The sequence below is a fragment of the Baekduia sp. genome (assembly GCF_035996765.1).
Lineage (GTDB): Bacteria > Actinomycetota > Thermoleophilia > Solirubrobacterales > Solirubrobacteraceae > Baekduia.
On record NZ_DASYJG010000092.1, the window covers coordinates 18,901 to 38,893 of the forward strand.

Annotated in this window: 22 protein-coding genes; 12 read left to right on the top strand and 10 right to left on the bottom strand. The window is 71.1% G+C overall.

From position 1 onward, the window contains the following. The first annotated feature begins 63 nt into the window (after positions 1-63). Genes VGO10_RS19680 through VGO10_RS19695 form a run of 4 tightly spaced genes read left to right on the top strand, consistent with a single transcriptional unit; the run spans position 64 to position 4,712 of the window. Positions 64-1,890, top strand: coding sequence for a nitrite/sulfite reductase (locus VGO10_RS19680; protein ID WP_327471620.1), 1,827 nt, complete (start codon positions 64-66; stop codon positions 1,888-1,890). Between the two features lie 35 nt (positions 1,891-1,925). Then, a complete protein-coding gene (locus tag VGO10_RS19685; RefSeq protein ID WP_327471622.1) occupies positions 1,926-2,540 on the top strand; it encodes a phosphoadenylyl-sulfate reductase in 615 nt (204 codons plus the stop codon). A gap of 21 nt (positions 2,541-2,561) precedes the next feature. Beyond that, positions 2,562-3,479, top strand: coding sequence for a sulfate adenylyltransferase subunit CysD (gene cysD / locus VGO10_RS19690; protein WP_327471624.1), 918 nt, complete (start codon positions 2,562-2,564; stop codon positions 3,477-3,479). A 12-nt stretch (positions 3,480-3,491) separates the two neighbouring features. Then, on the top strand, positions 3,492-4,712 hold the full coding sequence (locus VGO10_RS19695) for a sulfate adenylyltransferase subunit 1 (protein WP_327471626.1): 1,221 nt from the start codon (positions 3,492-3,494) through the stop codon (positions 4,710-4,712). Here the strand turns inward: VGO10_RS19695 and VGO10_RS19700 are convergent. The 5 genes from VGO10_RS19700 to VGO10_RS19720 are packed head-to-tail and all read right to left on the bottom strand — an operon-like array spanning position 4,709 to position 9,261. Continuing rightward, a complete protein-coding gene (locus VGO10_RS19700; RefSeq protein WP_327471628.1) occupies positions 4,709-6,460 on the bottom strand; it encodes a nucleotidyltransferase family protein in 1,752 nt (583 codons plus the stop codon). The genes VGO10_RS19695 and VGO10_RS19700 overlap by 4 nt on opposite strands. Beyond that, the gene (locus VGO10_RS19705) at positions 6,457-7,155 is read right to left on the bottom strand and encodes a glycosyltransferase (RefSeq protein WP_327471630.1); all 699 of its coding nucleotides are present in this window, start codon (positions 7,153-7,155) and stop codon (positions 6,457-6,459) included. The genes VGO10_RS19700 and VGO10_RS19705 overlap by 4 nt, the downstream gene beginning before the upstream one ends. Next, a complete protein-coding gene (locus VGO10_RS19710; protein WP_327471632.1) occupies positions 7,152-7,817 on the bottom strand; it encodes a glycosyltransferase family A protein in 666 nt (221 codons plus the stop codon). Before VGO10_RS19710 ends, VGO10_RS19705 begins: the two co-directional genes overlap by 4 nt. Continuing rightward, the gene (locus VGO10_RS19715; RefSeq protein WP_327471634.1) at positions 7,814-8,875 is read right to left on the bottom strand and encodes a hypothetical protein; all 1,062 of its coding nucleotides are present in this window, start codon (positions 8,873-8,875) and stop codon (positions 7,814-7,816) included. Before VGO10_RS19715 ends, VGO10_RS19710 begins: the two co-directional genes overlap by 4 nt. Then, a complete protein-coding gene (locus VGO10_RS19720) occupies positions 8,845-9,261 on the bottom strand; it encodes a PqqD family protein (RefSeq protein WP_327471635.1) in 417 nt (138 codons plus the stop codon). Before VGO10_RS19720 ends, VGO10_RS19715 begins: the two co-directional genes overlap by 31 nt. Positions 9,262-9,321: 60 nt before the next feature. Here VGO10_RS19720 and VGO10_RS19725 point away from each other — a divergent pair, with 60 nt between their 5' ends. Genes VGO10_RS19725 through VGO10_RS19740 form a run of 4 tightly spaced genes read left to right on the top strand, consistent with a single transcriptional unit; the run spans position 9,322 to position 12,833 of the window. After that, positions 9,322-11,115: an acetyl-CoA carboxylase biotin carboxylase subunit gene (locus VGO10_RS19725; protein ID WP_327471637.1), complete on the top strand. Its 1,794-nt coding sequence runs from the start codon at positions 9,322-9,324 to the stop codon at positions 11,113-11,115. 6 nt (positions 11,116-11,121) lie between these two features. Continuing rightward, positions 11,122-11,871, top strand: a complete 750-nt coding sequence (locus VGO10_RS19730) for an MBL fold metallo-hydrolase (protein ID WP_327471639.1) — start codon at positions 11,122-11,124, stop codon at positions 11,869-11,871. Positions 11,872-11,906: 35 nt separating this feature from the next. Next, positions 11,907-12,353, top strand: coding sequence for a DUF4442 domain-containing protein (locus VGO10_RS19735; protein WP_327471641.1), 447 nt, complete (start codon positions 11,907-11,909; stop codon positions 12,351-12,353). Beyond that, on the top strand, positions 12,354-12,833 hold the full coding sequence (locus VGO10_RS19740) for a GNAT family N-acetyltransferase (protein WP_327471643.1): 480 nt from the start codon (positions 12,354-12,356) through the stop codon (positions 12,831-12,833). Positions 12,834-12,866: 33 nt separating this feature from the next. Here VGO10_RS19740 and VGO10_RS19745 read toward each other — a convergent pair whose 3' ends face one another. From VGO10_RS19745 to VGO10_RS19760, 4 genes are all read right to left on the bottom strand, one after another. Beyond that, complete coding sequence (locus tag VGO10_RS19745) at positions 12,867-13,787, bottom strand: DUF559 domain-containing protein (RefSeq protein ID WP_327471645.1); 921 nt, start codon at positions 13,785-13,787, stop codon at positions 12,867-12,869. A 61-nt stretch (positions 13,788-13,848) separates the two neighbouring features. Further along, the gene (locus VGO10_RS19750; protein ID WP_327471647.1) at positions 13,849-14,211 is read right to left on the bottom strand and encodes a VOC family protein; all 363 of its coding nucleotides are present in this window, start codon (positions 14,209-14,211) and stop codon (positions 13,849-13,851) included. Further along, a complete protein-coding gene (locus tag VGO10_RS19755; protein ID WP_327471649.1) occupies positions 14,208-14,993 on the bottom strand; it encodes an MBL fold metallo-hydrolase in 786 nt (261 codons plus the stop codon). Before VGO10_RS19755 ends, VGO10_RS19750 begins: the two co-directional genes overlap by 4 nt. A gap of 3 nt (positions 14,994-14,996) precedes the next feature. Next, on the bottom strand, positions 14,997-15,674 hold the full coding sequence (locus VGO10_RS19760; protein WP_327471651.1) for an HAD-IA family hydrolase: 678 nt from the start codon (positions 15,672-15,674) through the stop codon (positions 14,997-14,999). 166 nt (positions 15,675-15,840) lie between these two features. On the opposite strand from VGO10_RS19760, the gene sucC reads away from it, so the two are divergent. The 4 genes from sucC (at position 15,841) to VGO10_RS19780 (ending at position 19,522) form a co-directional block, all read left to right on the top strand. Then, on the top strand, positions 15,841-16,995 hold the full coding sequence (gene sucC / locus VGO10_RS19765) for an ADP-forming succinate--CoA ligase subunit beta (RefSeq protein ID WP_327471653.1): 1,155 nt from the start codon (positions 15,841-15,843) through the stop codon (positions 16,993-16,995). Beyond that, complete coding sequence (sucD, locus tag VGO10_RS19770; protein ID WP_327471655.1) at positions 16,995-17,867, top strand: succinate--CoA ligase subunit alpha; 873 nt, start codon at positions 16,995-16,997, stop codon at positions 17,865-17,867. Before sucC ends, sucD begins: the two co-directional genes overlap by 1 nt. Positions 17,868-17,976: 109 nt before the next feature. Beyond that, positions 17,977-18,735: a hypothetical protein gene (locus VGO10_RS19775; protein ID WP_327471657.1), complete on the top strand. Its 759-nt coding sequence runs from the start codon at positions 17,977-17,979 to the stop codon at positions 18,733-18,735. 61 nt (positions 18,736-18,796) lie between these two features. Then, on the top strand, positions 18,797-19,522 hold the full coding sequence (locus tag VGO10_RS19780; protein WP_327471659.1) for a hypothetical protein: 726 nt from the start codon (positions 18,797-18,799) through the stop codon (positions 19,520-19,522). Between the two features lie 44 nt (positions 19,523-19,566). On the opposite strand, the gene VGO10_RS19785 is transcribed toward VGO10_RS19780, so the two are convergent. Then, entirely contained in the window at positions 19,567-19,956 is a 390-nt protein-coding gene (locus VGO10_RS19785; RefSeq protein WP_327471661.1) for a response regulator, read from the bottom strand. Between the last annotated feature and the right edge of the window lie 37 nt (positions 19,957-19,993).

The following is a 19,993-nucleotide window of genomic DNA, read 5'->3' on the forward strand; positions in this document are numbered from 1 at the left end:
GCCGTGCCGCAACGGCTTACGCAAAAGGTGGATTTGCGATCGGGATTTGCTACCTTCCCCCACATGGAGCCCACCACCGTTGGCCGCAAGGGGAGCCTCAAGAACCCTGAGGTCTACGAGAACGTCCCCGGCCAGATCATCCCCGCGATCGTCCGCGAGTTCGACGATTTCGACAACGAGGCCGAGAAGTTCCTCGCCGGCGACACGCCCGAGAACGAGTACATCGGCTTCCGTCTGAAGCAGGGCGTCTACGGCCAGCGCCAGCCCGACGTCCAGATGATCAGGATCAAGCTGCCGTTCGGCGGCGTCACGCCGGACCAGATGGACAACTTCGCCGACGTGATCGAGCGCTACGCGCCCCTGAACAAGGGCCACATCACGACGCGGCAGAACATCCAGATCCACCACGTGCCGCTGCGCGACGCCGCGGCGCTGATCCGCGATCTGAGCGAGACCGGGCTCTCCTCCCGCGAGGGCTGCGGCAACACCGTCCGCAACGTGACCGGCGACCCGTGGGCCGGGATCCTGGAGGGCGAGGTCTTTGACCCGACGCCCTACGTCGGCGCCTACGTCCGCTACTTCGTGCGCCACCCCACGACGCAGCTGATGCCGCGCAAGATCAAGACCGCGTTCGACGGCACGCCCGCCGAGGACCGCTCGATCACCGGCATCCACGACATCGCGTTCATCTCCAAGGTGCGCGAGGACGGAACCAAGGGCTTCGAGGTCGTCGTCGGCGGCGGCACGTCGATCATGCCGCGCATCGCGCCCACGTTGTATGACTTCGTCGAGGCCGACAACGGCGACTACCTCAAGGTCGCCGAGGCCGTCTTCCGGATCTTCGACGCCCAGGACTGGCTGCGCGTCAATCGCGCCCGCGCGCGCATCAAGGTCTTCGTCGACAAGTTCGGCATCGACGAGCTGCGCACCCAGGTCGAAGAGCAGCTCAAGGGCGACTGGGTCGCCGAGCGCGACTTCTCGGTCGCGCCGCGCCGCTTTGACTTCGACGAGGAGGCCGTCGCCCCGGCTGTGCCGTCCTCCTTCGGCACGCCGGCCGACGACGAGGACCGCGCCGCGTTTGACCGCTTCCGCGAGTCCAACGTCGTCGCTCAGCGCCAGACCGGCTTCAGCGCCGTTGAGGTCAAGGTCTACCGCGGCGACCTCACGCCCGAGCAGTTCCGCGGCCTCGGCCAGATCATGCGCGACTTCTCCGGCGGCAACGCCCGCATGACCGTCGGCCAGAACATCGTCTTTCGCTGGGTCCGCGACGAGTCGATCTACGACCTCTGGAACCGGCTCAAGGAGCTGGAGCTCGGCGAGGCCGGCGCGCAGGAGATCACCGACAACGTCTCGTGCCCCGGCACCGACTCGTGCAAGCTCGGCATCACCTCCTCGATGGGCCTCAACGCGGCGATCAACCGCAAGCTGTTGGAGATGCAGATCACCGATCCGCTCTCCCGCCGCATCCACATCAAGAACTCCGGTTGCCCGAACGGCTGCTCGCAGCACCACATCGCCGACATGGGGTTCTACGGCGCGTCGATCAAGGTCGGCGAGCACACGATCCCGGCCTACGTCGCCCATATCGGTGGCGTCTACGAGGGCGGCAAGGTCGGCTACGGCCAACGCCTGAAGGTCCGCCTGCCCGCCAAGCGCGTGCCGGACGCCGTCGAGCGTTGGATCCGCATGTACGAGGCCGAGCGCACCGACGACACCGAGACGTTCAAGGCCTACGCCGAGCGCGTCGGGACGATCCGCTTCGAGACGGAGGTCAAGGGCGACCTCGCGATGCCGGTGGAGTTCGGCCTCGACACCATGAACATGTTCATGGACTGGGATCGCAACCAGCCCTACGTCGTGGCCCGGGGCGAAGGCGAATGCGCGGTCTGAGAGAAGAAGACGCGGGGCCCGGCGCGCATGGCCACGTGGCGTTGCGCGCCACCCGCGAGCTCACCGACACGCTGACGGCGGCGGCGCAGCACGAGTCGCTGGTCTTCCTCTGCTCCTTCCAGAAGGAGGAGTCGGTGATCCTCGACGAGCTGCTGCGCATCGCGCCGCACGTTCGTGTGGTCACGATCGACACGGGCGTGCTCTTCCCCGAGACGCTGCAGACCTGGAAGGCCTTCGAAGATCACTACGGCGTGCAGGTCGAGGTCCAGGACGCCGCCAACTCGGAGCGTCCGTGGACGGGCCCCGAGCACTGCTGCACCCCGCTGAAGATCGCGGCGCTGGAGGCCTCGCTGGATGGCGCCGACGCCTGGGTCACGGGCGTGCGCCGCGAGCAGGCCGAGACCCGCGCGACCGCCGAGCTGATCGAGCCCGACGCCAAGCGCCCCGGCGTCATGAAGTACAACCCGCTCGCCTTCTGGACCGAGAAGGACGTCTGGGGCCGAATCTTCGAGCGCGGCCTGCCCTATCACCCGCTCCACGACCAGGGCTTCGCATCGATCGGCTGTGCCACGTGCACCCAGCCGGGCGACGGGCGTTCCGGCCGCTGGGCGGGGACCGACAAGACCGAGTGCGGCATCCACGTCGTCTGACGCTGTTCGGAGACCTTGCGCATGAGCATTCAGACCCACACCGTTTCTCACCTCGAGGCCCTGGAGGCCGAGGCCATCCACGTGATGCGCGAGGTCGCCGCCGAGCGCGAGAAGCCGGTGCTGCTGTTCAGCGGCGGCAAGGACTCGATCGTCCTCGTGCGCCTGGCCGAGAAGGCGTTCCGGCCCGGGAAGTTCCCGTTCCCGCTCATGCACATCGACACGGGGCACAACTTCTCTGAGGTCATCGAGTTCCGCGACAACTTGGTCGAACGCCTCGGCGAGCGGCTCGTCGTCGCCTCCGTGCAGGAGTCGATCGACAGCGGCCGCGTGGTCGAGGAGACCGGCCCGCGCGCCTCGCGCAACCGCCTGCAGACCACAACGTTGTTGGATGCCTTGGCCGAGCACGGCTTCGACGCGGCCTTCGGCGGCGCGCGCCGCGACGAGGAGCGCGCGCGGGCCAAGGAGCGGATCTTGAGCTTCCGCGACGACTTCGGCGGCTGGGACCCCAAGGCCCAGCGGCCCGAGTTGTGGAACATCTACAACACGCGTGTGCGCCGCGGTGAGAACGTCCGCGCGTTCCCGCTGAGCAACTGGACCGAGCTCGACGTCTGGCAGTACATCCAGGACGAGGAGATCGAGGTGCCCTCGATCTACCTGGCCCACGAGCGTGCGGTCTTCCGCCGCGACGGGATGCTCTACGCCGACTCCGAGTTCATCGGGCGCGACGAGCGCGACTCCGACCCCTTCACCGCTTCGGTGCGCTACCGCACCGTCGGCGACATCTCGTGCACCGGCGCCGTGGCCTCCACTGCCGCGACGCTGGACGAGGTCGTCGCCGAGATCGCCGCGACCGACGTCACCGAGCGCGGCGAGACGCGCGCCGATGACCGCGTGTCGGAATCGGCGATGGAAGACCGCAAGGTCGCGGGCTACTTCTAGGCCTTCCCCTTTATGCCCACCCTGCTTCGCCTCGCCACCGCGGGCTCCGTCGACGACGGCAAGTCCACGCTCATCGGCCGCCTGCTGCACGACAGCAAGGCGATCCTCGCCGACCAGTACGCCGACCTCAACGGGCGTGATGGCGAGATGGACCTCTCGCGTCTGACCGACGGGTTGAAGGCCGAGCGCGAGCAGGGCATCACCATCGACGTCGCCTACCGCTACTTCGCGACGCCAACCCGCGACTTCATCCTGGCCGACACGCCCGGCCACGTGCAGTACACGCGCAACATGGTCACCGGCGCCTCGACGGCCGACGTCGCCATCGTGCTCATCGACGCGCGCCACGGCGTCGTCGAGCAGACCCGCCGCCACGCCTTCATCGCCTCGCTGCTGGGCATCCCGCACCTCGTCGTCGCGATCAACAAGATGGACTTGGTCGGGTATGTGGAGGAGCGCTTCGACGAGATCGTCCGCGACTTCAGCGTGTTCCGCAATCACTTGACTTCGCGCGACATCGCCTACATCCCGATCAGCGCGCTCGAGGGCGACAACGTCGTCGACCGCAGCGAGAACATGTCGTGGTACGTCGGCGAGCCGCTGCTGCGCCATCTGGAGGCGATCGATCCTGCCGACGATCGCAACCTCGAGGACCTGCGCTTCCCGGTGCAGTTGGTGATCCGGTCCGAGGGCAACGACTTCCGCGGGTATGCCGGTCAGGTCGCGTCGGGCGTCGTGCGTCCGGGCGACCGCGTGAAGGTGCTGCCGTCAGGCGTCGAATCGACGGTCGCGTCGATCGACACGCTCACCGGCCCGCTGGACCAGGCCTTCCCGCCCCAGAGCGTGACGATCCGGCTGGCCGATGATGTGGATGCCTCGCGCGGTGACGTGCTCGTCAGCGCGGACGGTGCTCCGGAGCCCGTGCGCGAGTTCGAGGCCGACGTCTGCTGGTTCGCGGACCGCCCCCTGCGCCCGGGGTCGCGGTACTTGTTGAAGCACCTGACCCACACGGCCGAGGCGGTCGTCGACGCCATCATCGACGTCGTCGACGTCCAGACGCTGGAGCGCGGGCCGGCGCCGGCCGAGCTCGGCCTCAACGACATCGGCCGCATCCGCCTGCGCACCCGCCGCCCCGTGATCGCCGACCCCTACGCGCGCAACCGCGTCACGGGTGCCTTCATCCTCATCGACGAGTCGAACAACGACACCGTCGCCGGAGGCATGGTCGCTTAGGCGACCAGCGGCTCGCGCGCCTCGTCTGCGCCGAGGCGCAGCGCGATGAGCCCGATGCCGAGCTGGCGCACGTCGGTGTTCAAGCGTGTGTCGGCCGGCGTCATCGTCCGGTCGACGACCAGCGCGATCTCGGCGACCTCGCGCCCTGCGAGCGCGGCGGACGGGATCTCGCCCCCGAGCCGATGGCCATGGCCGATCTCGCCGCCAAGCGTCGCCCGGGCGATCAGCCGGTCGTTGACCAGCACCCGCACCGCGACCGACGGCCGGCGCGGCGCCAGCGGCGCGTGCACGAGCAGGTCGAGACGCAACGGCTCACCCGTGGCCGGCGGCGAGGTCAGCGGCAGGACGACCGTCGCGCGCCCGCTGCGCGACCACACGCCGTGCGTCTCGGGAAACCACCATCCGGCGCCGAGGAAACGATGGCCCTCACCGCCGAGGGCGAAGCGCAGCACGCCGCCGAGCGGATAGGCACCGGCGGCCTCCTCGGCCGGTGTCGTTCGGACGTTGGTGCTCGTATGGAGCATCTGGCTACGAATGGCCTCCGGTCGACGGCCGAGCGCGCCGGCCACGGCGCCCATCACCCGCTCCGGACGCAACCGGTCGGGCCGCCCGGCCGCCACCCACGCTGCGTGCGCCGGCACGGCTCGCGCGCTCGGCAGCGCCCAGCGCCGGGCGAGGAAGCGCAGCCCATCAGCCGGGCCCGTGCGCGCCCCGGGGGCGACGACCGTCTGGACCTCGTTCTCATAGGCGTCGATCAGGCCGCCGATCCGTCCGGCGGGACGAGCCCCGCCGTCGGCGCCGGGATCGTCGGCGCGCCGCCGTCGCAGGCGCACCGCCAGCGGCACCGGCACGCGCTCCAGCTCACGGCGCACCGCGGCCGGCGCGTCGAGGCCGCTGACCTCGGCGACGTAGTCGAGCCCGTCGAGCATCGAGCGGCTCAGCCGCGCCTGCCGGCAGCGCAGCACAACCGCGTCCCAGTCCAGCGCTGCGCCGTGGTCGCGCAGCAGCAGCGCGACGTCGCCGACCCAGCGCACGGCCGCGTTACGCGCCCAGCTCGTGCCGTGGCCCACCGCGATCACGAGCGTGTCCTCGACGCTCGTGGCGCGGCAGCGCACGCCGGCGATCTCGGTCGCGACGGCGGCCGCGCGAAACGCCTCGCCTAGCGCCACGCTGCGCCCTTGGTGCAACAGGTGCCAGTGCAGGTCGATCTCGGCTCCATCGGGTCCGCTGAAGCCGAAGCCGTGGCTGTCGCGGACAACCGCGGCGCGATGGCCGGTCAGCGCGTCCTGCAGGATCGAGCGGTAGCCGCACCCGTTGAGGACCGTGACCGCCCGGTCGGCGTGCTGCGGCGCGACGGCCACGTCGATGTCGAACATCGGTCGCAGCCGCGCGTCGATGCCGTGCGCGTAGACCAGCGCCGCGCCCTTGCTCAGCAGCGGCTCGAGCCCCGCGTCCTCCAGCGCGCCGACGACCGGCGCCACACGGCGCCCGAGCATCTGGGTGCGCAGCCAGGAGAAGCGCGCGACGTGGCGCACTTGCCGCCCCAGCGCATCGTCGCCCGGAGCGCCGCCAGGGCGCAGCGCGAGCAGCGGCAGCAACTGCAGCGAGCCGAAGTCGAGGCGGTCGAGATCGACCCGTGCCGCCCAGCGCTCGTAGGCCTCGGCCGCCTGCGCCGGATCCGGCAGCAGCGCCGCGCGCAGCAGCAGATCCTGCTCGGGCCGTGGCTGCATCCGCGCGGCGCGGCTCACGCGCGGCCCTCGCGTCGAGCACGCAGGATCGCTTCGCGCGCGCTGGCCAGGTACTCCGCGTGGACCTGCTCGCGCGCGACGATCGACCGGTTCTCGCCGTGGATCCGCCGCTCGTAGACCACCTCGGGGACCGGCACGAGGTCCGGCAGCCGGCTGAAGAGCTCGAAGAGCTCGTTGCGCCCGGCGTTGGCCTGGAACCCGCCGACGGCCTCGTAGCGCGCCCGCCGCACGAGCAGCCCGCCGGGCGAGCGCCCGACCTGCAGCTCGTCGCCGACCGCATAGCGCTCGGCGGCCTCCGAGCCGTCGTCGGCAAAGCGCCGGGCCATGCCGCAGACCGCGTCGGCACCCGACTGCTCCAGCGCCGCCAGCAGCGTGGCGTGATGGGTCGGGAAGTAGCGGTCGTCGCCATCGAGGAAGGCGAGCAGGTCGGTGTGCAGCGCAGCGGCACCCGCTCCACGCGCCCCTCCGGGCCCGATGCCTGCTGTGCGGATCGTGCGCACGCCGCGCGCCCGCGCGACAGCTCCGCTGCCGTCCACCGAGCCGTCGTCGACCACGACCACCGCCTCCGACGGGACAGTTTGCGCAGCGATGCTGTCCAATGCCTCGCCGAGATACGCCGCTTGATCGCGGACGGCGACCACAACGCCGATCTTCACGCCGCGAACGGCGACGGTGACTTCTTTCCCGCCGTTCACGCCGCGCCCTCGCCGCGGCGGCGCAGCGACGCGTGCAGGACGGCGAGCAGCCCGTGGCGTGTCGCGTCGCGGTCGCGCGTGAGGCTCCCGTCTCGCAGGCGGTAGTGCGTGGTGACCACATCGGTGAGCGCCAGGCGCACGCCTGCCTCGCGTAGCCGCAGCAGCCAGTCGACGTCCTCGGCGTGGCGCAGCTCCTCGTCCATCCCGCCGTGGCGCTCGAGCATCGAGCGCCGCATGAGCCAGGTGCCGAGCTGGATGCCCACGGTCGGCTCGCCGTACGGTCGCAGCGGATCACCGGCGACGGGCTGCGCGCGCGCCATGACAAGGTCGACCTCCGGGTCGTCGAGCAGCGCCCGGCGCGGATCCGGCCGGCCGGCAACCCAGAGATCATCGGCGTCCAGGAAGCCGACGAGCGTGCCGCGCGCCTGCGCGATCCCGACGTTGCGCGCCGCCGACGGCCCGCGGCAGGGTTGGCGTACAACACGCACCGGCGGTCCGAAGGCCTCGACGATCGCCGCTCCGCCATCGGTCGATCCGTCGTCGATGACCAACAGCTCCAACAACCCGTCGGCGTTGGCCAGCACGCTCGCGATCGCGTCGCCGACCCACGGCTCCGCGTTGTGCAACGGCATGATCACCGTCAGATCACCGGCCGTGCTCACGCCGCCGCCTCGGCGTCGATCAGCGCGCCGATCGCCTCCGGGATCGCCGCCACGTCGGGCCCGACGTCCAGCGTGTAGACCGGCAGCGTCGCCAGCAGCTCGCGCAGCACGGTCAGCGTCGTGGCGCTGTCACCCGGAAGCTGCAGCAGCGTCGAGACCGCGACGGTGCGCAGCGCCTCGCGACCGTCAGCCGGGACCGCGGCGCCCGTCCGCGGCGCCACGCGGGGCAGGACGACCGCGCGCAGCGCGAGCGCCTCGCAGACGACATCGGCGATCGGAAGCCGGCGCTTGCCGCGCCAGTCCAGGCGGGCGCCGGCTGCGCGCGCGTCCAGGCCGCCGCCGAGCAGCTCGAGCGACGCCGGGCCGGCCTTGGCGATCGCGAAGGCCGGATGCGCGGTCGGCACCGGGCCCGGTCGGACCAAGGTGTAGTCGTCGGAGACGAGCGCCATCCCCGCCTGCAAGCAGGCGAGCGCGGTCGTCGACTTGCCCGCCCCGCCGGATCCCAACAGCAGGACGCCGTCGGTGCCGGTCCCGACGGCGGCGGCGTGGATCAGATGCGCGCCGTGGCGCGCCAGCGTCCAGCGCAGGATGCTGCGCAGCGGCGCGCCGCCCTCCCACGGCGCCATGACGGCGGCGTCGCGCAGCCATTGGACCCCCAGGCCCGCATCGGTGCCGGCGACCGAGAGCGTCGCGTAGTCGCTACTGTAGCTGGCCAGGTGCGGCGGCTGTGTCCAGCCGGCGATCTCCTCGCGCTGGAGGTAGTCCCGCGGCCCCCACGGCGGCCGTGGGGCCGACCGGCCGGTCCCGACGCCATCGAAGGCCCAGAGCTCGATCGCCGGCCGCTCGCCGTCGACCGACCCCTCCAACAACCCGGGAGCGAGCCGGTCGATCAGCTCCGCGCCGGCCAGGTGCACGCACACCGACACGCCCGCCGGGCACAGCGTCAGCGTGCGCGCCGGACCATCCGCCGCGGCAGCGCGCGCGACGTCGACCAGTCCCAGGACGAAGTCCTCGGACCCGGCCGCCGTCATCCGGCCGGCGCGCGCGTCACCGGCCACCCATCGCCGTCGAGATCGATGTCGTGGATCGGGTCCAGCATGAGCAGGTCCTGCATGTCACTGAAGCGCTGCAGCGCCGGCTCGCTCTCGGCCGGCGGCGCATCGACGACCGTCGCCCCGGCATCCCTCTCGGCCTCTTCGACGAGCAGCTCGGCGCGCAGCCGCTCGACGAACGCCTCCACCGGTGACGGCTCCCACCCCAACGACGCCGCGATCGCGCCCGCACTGCGACCGTCCTGCAGCAGCGCCCAGATCGCCGTCGCCGGTGCGTTGAGCGAGAAGTAACACCCTGTCCCCATATGGACAAGGACGGCCTCGCCGTCAAACGCCTCGTCGATCACATCGGGCCGTCGCGGGCGGAGCGCGGGGCGCGCGGGCTCGGTCATGCGCGGCGAGTCTAGACGGCAGGCCGTCCGATCTCACGATCAAATAGCCTTCCGCGCCGCATGTTCTCCAAGGTTTTGGTCGCAAATCGGGGCGAGATCGCCATCCGCGTCATGCGGACGCTCGAAGAGATGGGCATCGCCTCCGTCGCCGTCTACTCCGAGCTGGATCGGGACGCGCTGCACGTGCAGCGCGCCGACGAGGCCTATCTGCTCGGGGGTCCGACGGCTGCTGAGAGCTACCTGAACATTCCCAAGATCATCGAGGTCATCAAGGAGTCGGGCGCCGAGGCCGTCCATCCGGGCTATGGCTTCCTGGCCGAGAACGCCGCCTTTGCCCGGGCGTGCGAGGAGGCGGGGATCGTCTTCATCGGCCCGCCCGCGTCGGCCATCGACGCGATGGGCTCCAAGACCAAGGCGCGCGAGCTGATGCAGGCCGCCGGCGTCCCGATCGTGCCCGGCACGACCGAGGCGGTCGACACGCTCGAGGACGCGCTGCGCATCGCGCGCGACGAGATCGGCTTCCCGGTCGCGGTGAAGGCGGCGTCGGGCGGCGGCGGCAAGGGCTTCCGCGTCGCGCTGACCGAGGACAAGCTCCAGGACGCCTTCGAGGGCGCCTCGCGTGAGGGCGAGAAGTTCTTCTCCGACGGCACCGTCTACCTCGAGCGCTACCTGCCCGACCCGCGCCACGTCGAGGTCCAGATCCTCGCCGACCGCCACGGCAACGTCATCCACCTCGGCGAGCGCGACTGCTCGGTCCAGCGCCGCCATCAGAAGCTGATCGAGGAGTCGCCGGCCCCGGCCGTCGACGCCGCGATGCGCGCCGCCATCGGCAAGATCGGCACCGACGCGGCGCGCGCCGTCGACTACGTCGGCGCCGGCACGATCGAGGGCATGCTGCAGGACGGGGAGTACTTCTTCCTGGAGATGAACACGCGCGTCCAGGTCGAGCACTGCGTGACCGAGATGACGACCGGCATCGACATCGTGCGCGAGGGCATCCTCGCCGCCGCCGGCGAGCCGCTGACCGTCAGCCAGGACGACGTCGAGCTGCGCGGCCACGCGATCGAGTGCCGCATCAACGCCGAGGACGCGTCGCGCAAGTTCTCCCCGGCCCCCGGCAAGATCGGCAACTACCGCGAGCCGAGCGGGCCCGGCGTGCGTGTCGACTCGGGCGTCGGCCCGGGCGGCGAGGTCACGCCGATGTATGACCCGATGGTCGCCAAGCTGATCGTCTGGGACACGGATCGCGAGAAGGCGACCAAGCGCATGCTGCGCGCGCTGGGCGAGTACGAGATCGAGGATCTCAAGACGCTGATCCCGTTCCACCAGGCCTTGTTGGCGACCGACCAGTGGGCCAACGCCGAGACCTGTCGCGACCTGGTCGAGGACACGGACTGGCTCAAGACGCTGGCGTTCCCGGCGCCGACGCTGGGTGACGACGACGAGGACGAGAAGATCGAGCAGGCCTACACCGTCGAGGTCTCGGGCCGACGTTTCGATGTGACGGTCATTGGCCCCCCGCCGGTCGGCGGCGTCGCGGTCGCGGCGGGCAGCGCGAACGGCGCGGGCGCCGCTCCGAAGAAGCGCGGCGAGCGCAAGAAGAGCGCCGGCGGCGGTGCCGACGAGCTCGTCTCCCCGCTGCAGGGCAACATGTGGAAGGTGCTCGTCAAGCAGGGCGACACGGTCGAGGAGGGCCAGCTGCTCTGCATCATCGAGGCGATGAAGATGGAGAACGAGATCACCGCGCACAAGGCCGGCGTGATCGAGACGCTGTCGATCACCGAGGGCGAGCCAATCCAGTCGGGTGCCCAGATCGCCATCATCAAGTCTCCGCCCGCCGAGAGCGCGGAGTAGTCCATCATGTTGGCCGCCGCGACCATCCTGGGCAGCGGCGGCTTCATCCCGACGGGCACGCGCGAGACCTCCTCGCTGCTGCTGCTCACCGAGGGCAGCGACCGCGCGGTGGTCGTCGACGCGGGCACCGGCCTGCGGCGCCTGATCACCGACCGCGCGCTGTTGGCCGGGCGCACGCAGTTGGAGGTGTTGTTGACGCACTTCCACATCGACCACGTCTGCGGGCTGGCCTATTTGACGGAGCTCGACGACCTGGAGATCACGGTCCGCGGGCCGGGTGCGGCGTTGTATGACCTGCCGACCGCCGAGGTGCTGGCGCGGCTCTTCGCGCCGCCGATCATGCCCGTGGACCTGAAGCAGCTCGGGGTGAGCGTGGGCGAGCTGGGCTGTGGCGATGCCGGGGTCGAGGGGTTGGACGTGCGCACACGCCGCCAGGATCTCCACACCAACCCGACGCTCGGCATCCGCATCGGCGACGCGCTGATGTGGTGCACCGACACCGAGGCCGACCCGGGCACCGCGGACTTCGCGCGCGGCGTGCGGGTTCTGGCGCATGACGCCTGGGGCCCGCCGGCCGCGCCCGGCCATGCCGAGCCGGCAGATGCGGCGCGCGTGGCGGTCGAGACGGGCGCGCCGCGGCTCGTGCTCATCCACGTGCCGCCCAAGGTCGACGAGGACGATCTCCACGCACGCGCCGCCGCCGTCCATCCAGACGTGACCGTCGCCACCGATGGTCTGCAGCTCTTAGAGCTCTGAAACGCAGCGCTGCGCCGCCGCTAGGCTTGGCGGTGATGGAGTTCGAGCCGCTACGCGCCGGCATGGAGCAAGCCGTCCCGTTCAACGGGCACGTCGGCCTGGAGATCGTCGAGGTGTCGCTCGGGCGCGGCGTCGCGCGGCTGCCCGATGATCAGGCACTGCGCAACCACACGGGCTCCCAGCACGCGAGCGCGCTCTTCGCCGTCGGCGAAGCGGCGTCGGGTGCGGCGCTGGCCGCGGTCTTCGTCGAGCACCTGCCGCGGCTGGAGCTCTCCCCCGAAGGCGCCGAGATCTCCTATAAGAAGATCCCGCGCGGCCCGATCACCGCCACCGGCGTCCTGGGCTCTGACCCCGAGACGCTGCTCGCCGACCTCGATCGCGACGGCCGCGTCGCGTTTGCCACCGATGTCTCGCTGACCGACGGCGCCGGCGACGTGGTCGCCGATATGACCGTCCGTTGGCTCGTCCGCCAGGAGCTGTAGTTGCCCGCAAGAGCTTGGAAGGCCGGCCCGCATGAGGCCGAGATCGTCGCGCGTCTCCTCGTCGCGTTCCGCAACCACCTCGGCTACTCGTGGCCGTCGGACAACGCGTTCCTCGCCGGCGTCGAGCGCCTGATGGAAGACCGCGACACCGACTTCCTGCTCGCCGCAGCCGACGACGACTCGCCACCCTCCGGCGTCATCCAGCTGCGCTACCGCATGGGCATCTGGCGCGCCGGCCGCGACTGCCTGGTCGAAGACGTCTACGTCACCGAGGACGCCCGCGGCCGCGGCGTCGCCCGCGCGCTGCTGGACGCCGCCACTGCGCGTGCCCTGGAGCGCGGCTGCCGCCGCATGGAGCTCGACGTCAACGAGGCCAACAAGCCCGCGCTGGCGCTCTACGAATCCTTCGGCTTCACCTCCGGCGAGCCACGCGACATCTACATGCGCCGCCACCTCGACGCGGGCCCGGACGCCGCCTAGCCACCCTGGTCGAGTTGACGGGCACCGTGCCGGTCAACTCGACCGGCACTGCTTCAGAAGTGCGGAGACGGTGGCCGCCGTGGCGCGAGCGTCCGCGGTGACCTGGTCCCAGGTGAGGCGGATGACGGTGTAGCCGGCGAGCGTGAGCTTCTGGTCCCGGCGGCGGTCGTTGGCGAAGGTCGTGGGCATCGCGTGGAACTCGAAGCCGTCAGTTTCGACGACGAGCGTCGTGCCGGGCCAGTGGAAGTCGACACGCTCGCCAAGCACGATGCCGTTGGCCACGGGGCGCGGTAGGCCATAGTCATCGCACAACTGCGCGAAGGCGATTTCCATCCGGCTGCGGAGGTCATCGGTGCCGCGGCCCTGCAAGGAGGTGAGAAGGCGCCCGAGCTCAGGCGTGCCCGGGCGATGAGGGTGGCGGTCGAGGAGGATCTGCTGTTCGCGGAGGTCGAACAGCCGCAGCCGCGACGCACGGCGAACGACCTGCTCGAGCCGGCGACCGCGCACCGAGGCCGCCAGGTCGAGGATCGTCCGCGAGACGGTTGTCACTGGGATCGCATCGCGCACGGTGACCTCGTCCGCATCGAGCCTCGTCAGTCGGTGCAGCTTCGTCCGTGCTCGAGTCGCGTTGCCGCTGCGCTTCGCGACCGACACGTGAACGGGAAACAGCGACCCATCGAGGATGTCCCAGAGTCCTGCGGCAGTGAGATGGCTCAACACGGCGCCCGACCCGTACGCATCCACAGCCGCAAGCTGCCACCCCGCGTCGGTGAGCTGCGCGTGACCGAGGCCGTAAACGCCGCGGTGCAGGCGCACGAGCCGCCGCTGACGCAACCGGTCATCGATCGTCCCGGCGCCGATGCCCGCGTCGAGGAGCACCGCCCGCGCGAGGACACCATGACGTCGGGCGGCGATCGCCGACATCAGGCGATCGTGGTCGAGTTGACGTGCCATGTGCCGGTTAAGGCGACCAGCGGCGCGAACTCGCCCCGCGGAGGTCCGCGGTCAGACCGGCTCAGGCGATCGGCGGCGGGGCGGCCATGAGCTCGATGAGGTGGCCGGAGGGTGAGTGGACGTAGGCGCGGGATGCGCCCCAGTGGGGTGTGCGTGGCTCGGGTGGGTGGCCGGCGGCGGCAAGGGCCGTGAGGGTTGCCTCGAAGGCCGGGGCGACGATGGCCGTGTGGCCGCCCCGCGGCTCCGGCTCATCGGCGTAGAGCAGGTGGATCTGTGTCCCGTCCGGTGCTTGCACCCATGTCGCGCGCTCACGCAGCGACGGCGGCGCCTCGACGACCGAGAACCCCAACAACGCCCAGAACGCGACCTCGGCCTCCACGTCCTGGCGCCGGGTCGGCAGCGCGACGTGGTGGATGCCGGTCACGACGAGGCGCCCACCCGCGCCACGTTCTCGGCGTGGATCTTCTTCTGCACGCGGTCGCGGCGCGCCAACGGCAGTGCCGGCTCCCCGTCACCCCCGAGCGACTCCAGGTACTTGATGTCCTCGCGCAGGATTGCCAGGGCGCGGGTGCCGTCGATCGCCGCGCCGTGGCCGGGCACGACCCACTCGGCCTGCTCGACATAGGGCGCCAGCCGCAGCAGCGTCGCGACGTACGCGTTGCGCGAGCCGCCCTCGGAGAGCATCGGGATCTCCACCGGCGAGAGGTAGTCCCCCGCGACCAACACGGAGGCAAACGGCGCCCACACCGCCATGCCATCGGCCGTGTGGCCATCGGCCGGGATCAGCTCCAGCTCGGCGTCGCCGCCCAGCTCCAGCTTGCCGGGGACCGGCAGCGCCTGGACCTGCCCCAGCGACAGGGGCTTGACCCGCGCGACGTAGTCGTCCTCGTCCACCTCGCGCAGCCGCCGCTGCGCCACGCCCGGCTCGGCGCGCAGTCGCGCGGCCGTGGTCTCGGCCACGCCCAGAGCGACCTCCGGGAAGGCGAGGCGCGCAAGCAGGTGGTCCCAGTCGCCATGGGTCGCCAGCAGCCCCGACAGCCCCCACCCAGCCTGCCCGAGGATCCCGGGCAGCGCATCGAGCTCGTCGGGAAAGATCGGCGAGTCGACGATGAACGTCTCCTCGCCGTGGTGCAGCAGCGTGCACGTCGTCTGCCATTTCGCGCTTCGGGCGACGATGACGCCCGGGTCCAGGGCGACGACCTGCAAGGCCTACAACCCGAGGAGCTTTGCCGCCTCCAGCAGGGTCTTGACCTCGGCGGTCGGCTTCTTGCCGCCCGGCGGGACCTCCTCCTTGCGGCGGTTGACCCAGATCGTCGGGACCTTCAGCTTGGTCGCCGGCTCGATGTCGGTGTAGAGCCCGGAGCCGATGTGGACCCACCCCTTCTTGCCGCCGATCCGCCGTGCGAACTCGTTGAAGTGCGCGGGGTCGGGCTTGTAAGAGCGGACCTGCTGGGCGGTGACGACGAGGTCGACGTCGGCCGGGATGTGACGCCGCGTCAGGCCGAGCAGCTTGTCGTCGATGTTGGAGATCAGGCCCGTCTGGTACTTGCCCAGGAACTTCTTCATCTGGGGCATCGTCTCCTTGAACGCACCCCAGCGAGCGACCGAGTCGGGCAGGAAGCCTGAGCGCGAGGGCTCCAGCGCCCAGCCGATTTCCTTGGCGATCTTGATCGCCGCCTGGCGCAGGACCTCGGCGTAGAGCTCATAGGAGCCGCCCTGGATCTCCTTGGTCGCCTCGAGGAAGAGATCGACGACCTGGGTGCGGTCAATCGGAAACCCTTCGCGCTTGGCCTCCCGCTCGAACGCATCAGCGACCCCCGACTCCCAATCGATCAGGGTGCCGTAGACGTCGAAGGTGATCCACTGAATGTTCTTCGGAAGTGCCATGCGGCCCGGCATTGTGCCATCTCTGGCCCTCCGGGCGAGGCCCGGTCGTCGGCCCGGCCGGTGCGGACGCAGCCACCGCGGGTGGTCTCCGTCCGGGGGCGTTGCTACTTCGCCGGGCGGGCACGAAGCATCGGCCCTGACTCCTGCAATACCGTCCTGCCCCTCTATGGACCTGCTCGAATATCAGGGCAAGCAGCTTTTTGCCCGACATGGAATCCCCGTCCCCGACGGACGCCCGGCGCGAACGGTCGACGAAGCCATCGCTGCCGCCAAGGAGATCGGCTTCCCCTGTGCCGTCAAGGCGCAGGTGAAGATCGGCGGCCGCGGCAAGGCCGGCGGCATCAAGATCGCCAACGACGAGGACGAGGCGCGCTCCGCGTCTGACGCGATCCTCGGCATGGACATCAAGGGCTTCACGGTCCACGAGGTCTGGATCGAGACCGCCGCCCCGCAGATCGAGTCCGAGTACTACGCCTCGATCGTCTTCGACCGCGGTGCCAAGGCGCCGCTGATCATGCTCTCCACCCAAGGCGGCATGGACATCGAGGAGGTCGCCGAGTCCAACCCGGAGGCGATCGCCACGCTGCACGTCGATCCGCTGCTCGGCTTTCAGGACTTCCACGGCCGCCGCCTGGCCTTCGAGGCCGGCATCGACGCCGATCTCGTCCGCCCCGTCGGCGCCTTCCTGCACCAGCTCTACGGGACCTTCATCGCCGAGGAAGCGCTCCTGGTCGAGGTCAACCCGCTGATCGTCACGCCCGAGCGCAAGGTCGCCGCGCTGGACGCCAAGGTCACGCTGGACGACAACGCGCTCTTCCGCCACCCCGACAACGCGGACCTCCGCGATCCGAGCGACGAGGACCCGCAGGAGCAGATGGCCCACGAGCGCGGGCTGACCTACGTCAAGCTCGACGGCGACATCGGCATCCTGGGCAACGGCGCCGGGCTGGTCATGTCGACGCTGGACGTCGTCGCCCACTACGGCGGCGCGCCGGCCAACTTCCTGGACGCCGGCGGCGGATCCAAGGCCGAGGCGATCACCAGCGCGGTCGAGGTGATCCTCTCCGACGACAAGGTCAAGGCCGTGTTGTTCAACATCTTCGGCGGCATCACGCGCTGCGACGAGGTCGCCAACGGGCTCATCGAGGCGTTCAAGACGCTGAATCCGAGCGTGCCGTTCGTGGTGCGCTTGGACGGCACCAACGATGTGGAGGGACGGAAGATCCTCGCCGACGCGAACCTTCCGAACGTGAACACCGCGGCCACGATGGACGAGGCCGCCCAGAAGGTCGTGGCACTGGCCAAGGGGGAGGCAGCCTGATGGCCGTCCTGATCGACAACGACACCAAGCTGGTCGTCTCCGGTATCACCGGACGCGAGGGCACGTTCCACGCGCTCAACAACCGCCGCTACGGGACCAACGTGGTCGCGGGCGTCACGCCCGGCAAGGCCGGCCAGGACGTCGAGGGCATTCCGGTGTTCAACACGTTCCGCGATGCCGTCGCGCAGACCGGCGCCAACGTCGCGATGGTCTTCGTGCCGCCGCGTTTCGCGGCCGACTCGATCCTCGAGGCAGCCGACGCGGGCATCCCCCTGGTGATCTGCATCACCGAGGGCATCCCGGCCCACGACGAGCTGCGCGTCTACACGCACCTGCAGCGCACCGGCACCCGCCTGGTCGGCCCCAACTGCCCGGGCATCCTGTCGCCGGGCAAGGCCAACGTCGGCATCATCCCCGCGTCCTTCTTCAAGGAGGGCAACGTGGGCGTGGTGTCGCGGTCGGGCACGCTGACCTACCAGATCGGCAACACGCTGGCCCAGGCCGGCTTCGGCAATTCGTCCATCGTCGGCATCGGCGGCGACCCGGTCCCGGGCACGTCGTTCATCGACGTCATCGAGCTCTTCGAGGCCGATGACCAGACCGAGCTGATCGTGCTGAGCGGCGAGATCGGCGGCGACGCCGAGGAGCGCGCGGCCGAGTACATCGCCGAACACGTGACCAAGCCAGTCGTTGCCTACATCGCCGGGTTCACGGCGCCTCCGGGCAAGACCATGGGCCACGCCGGCGCGATCGTCAGCGGCTCCAAGGGCACCGCGGCCGCCAAGGCCGAGGCGCTGGAGGCCAAGGGCGTGCGCGTCGGGCGGACCCCGACGCAGGTGGCGGAGCTTGCCGTCGAGATCCTCGGCGGCTAGCACTGCGGGCGCCGAGGGGCTCGACGGTGCGGGCCGTGGAGATCCTCGGCCGCTGAACCGTTGCGCCGGTTGGCGTCGCTCTCCGGACACGAGTACGCTCGCGAAACACGTGGAGAGCGACGTCACCACCACATTGAGTGAGCTCGAGCGCAAGCTCAAGGAGCTCGAGCGGGAGTTAGAGACGGTCGGCCGCGGCGGGGAGCTCGATAGCGACCCGGCCCAGGCCGGCTGGACGCCGGTGCCCGATCCGCCGCAGGAGCGCACGTCCGGCGCGGTGCCGCCGGCCGGCGCGACGCCGTTTACGGCCGTGTGGCACGGAACCGCGGAGGCAGACGCGCCGCCACCGCCGCCGGCCTTCAATGGCGTGCCGCCGGTGCCGATCACGCCGCCCGTGGCCCAGTGGCCACAGGCCGCACCGCCGGCCTACGCTCCTGCGCCACCGCCCGTCTACGCGCCACCGCCGCCCGCGCCGGCCGCTGGGCTGCACCGCCAGCTCGACGAGCTGCTCGCCTTCCGCGACCGGCTCGTGCGCACCACCGACGACCTCGTCAGCGAGCTCTCGCGCGTGCTGACCGAGCTGGGCGTCGGCGCCGCGCCCGATCCTGCCGACACGTTGCTCAGCGGCGATGTCACCGTCGACGCCGCGCCCTTCGGCGACCTCGCCACGCTGGCCGCCTTCGAGCAGGCGCTGCAGCGCGTTCCCGGCGTCGTCGGCGTCTACGTGCGCGCGCTGGACGCCGGCCGCGCGGCGATCGACGTGCGCCTCTCCGGCCCCGTCGCGCTGGCCGCCGCACTGCGTGCGACCGCGCCGCTGCCGTTCGCCGTGACCGACGTGCGCGACGGCCGGCTGACGCTCGCCCTCGGCTAGCGTCAAAGCACCGACAAGCAGTCGTGGCGCGCTGGTAGCTTCCGGCTGGAGCACTCACACCGTGGCCGACGACGACGATCCCTCCCGCATCCCTTCCGCCGAGGAGCTCGCCGTCTCGCTGACCAACCGCGTCCGCGAGGTGCTCGAGGCCGCCGAGCAGGACGCCGCGGCGATCCGCGCCCGGGCCGACGAGGACGCCGAGGAGCGCGCGCTGCAGGTCCGCTTCGCCGCCGAGCAGGACGCCGAGCGCCTGCTGCGTCGCGCCGAGCGAGCGGCCGCCGACTACCTCGACGAAGCGCGCCGCCGCGTCGACGCGTTCGCCGCCGGCCGCGCGCGCCGCATCAGCGCTGCCGCCGACCGGCTGCTCGCCCACGCCGAGGCGCTGGCCGACCGCACCGAGCGCGCCGGCCGGCTGGAGCGCGGGATCGAAGAGGTCATCGAGGCGCTGGCCGCCGCTGCCGAGGCGATCGCCGCCGAGGCCGCGCGCGACGCGATAGCCCTCCCTGAGGCACGCGAGCACACTGCCGAGGTGACCCGGCTGACGACGCGCCCCCACGCCGTCCCGGATCCGGAGCCCGAGCCCCCGGCAGCGCCCGCGCCGCCGGCGGTCGCCGCCGCACCCGACCCGCCCGAGGAGACCGAGCCCGAGGACGAGGCCCGCGCGCACGTGCGTGAGGTCGCCAGCGCGCTGCCGCGCCGCCCGGGCGCGCCACCACGCGCGGTGCCGGTCGTCGTGCCGCCGCCCGTGCTCCCACCGCGGCCCGATCCGCCCGACGACGCTGCCTGAGCAAGAACCTTAACTACGTCACACCAATGCTGCCGCGCCCGTCGTCACTGGTGGCGGCGGCGCTCGATCGCAAGGCGGATCGCCGGCAAGAACGACGCCGAGCGCTCCTGGCCCTTGACGAGGTAGTCCTGCGCGCCCGCGCGGATCGCCGCGGTCGCCAGCTCGAGGTCGTCGTGGCCGCTGAGCACGATCACCGGCGCACCGCCGGAGACCTCCAGCACCAGCGCCAGCGCCTCGAGGCCGTTGGCGTCCGGCAGGCCGAAGTCGAGCAGGATGCAGTCGGCGTCGCGGTCACGCAGGTCGGCTCGAGCGTCGCGCACCGTGTCGTGGTGGCGGACCTCGACGCCGCCCGCGACGGCGTCGGCCAGGATCAGCTCGACGAGGCGGGCGTACGGGACCGAGTCCTCGACCAGGACGACGGAAGCGGCAGGCATGGCCATTGCCTACCCAGCATCACCGCCCTCCCGGACA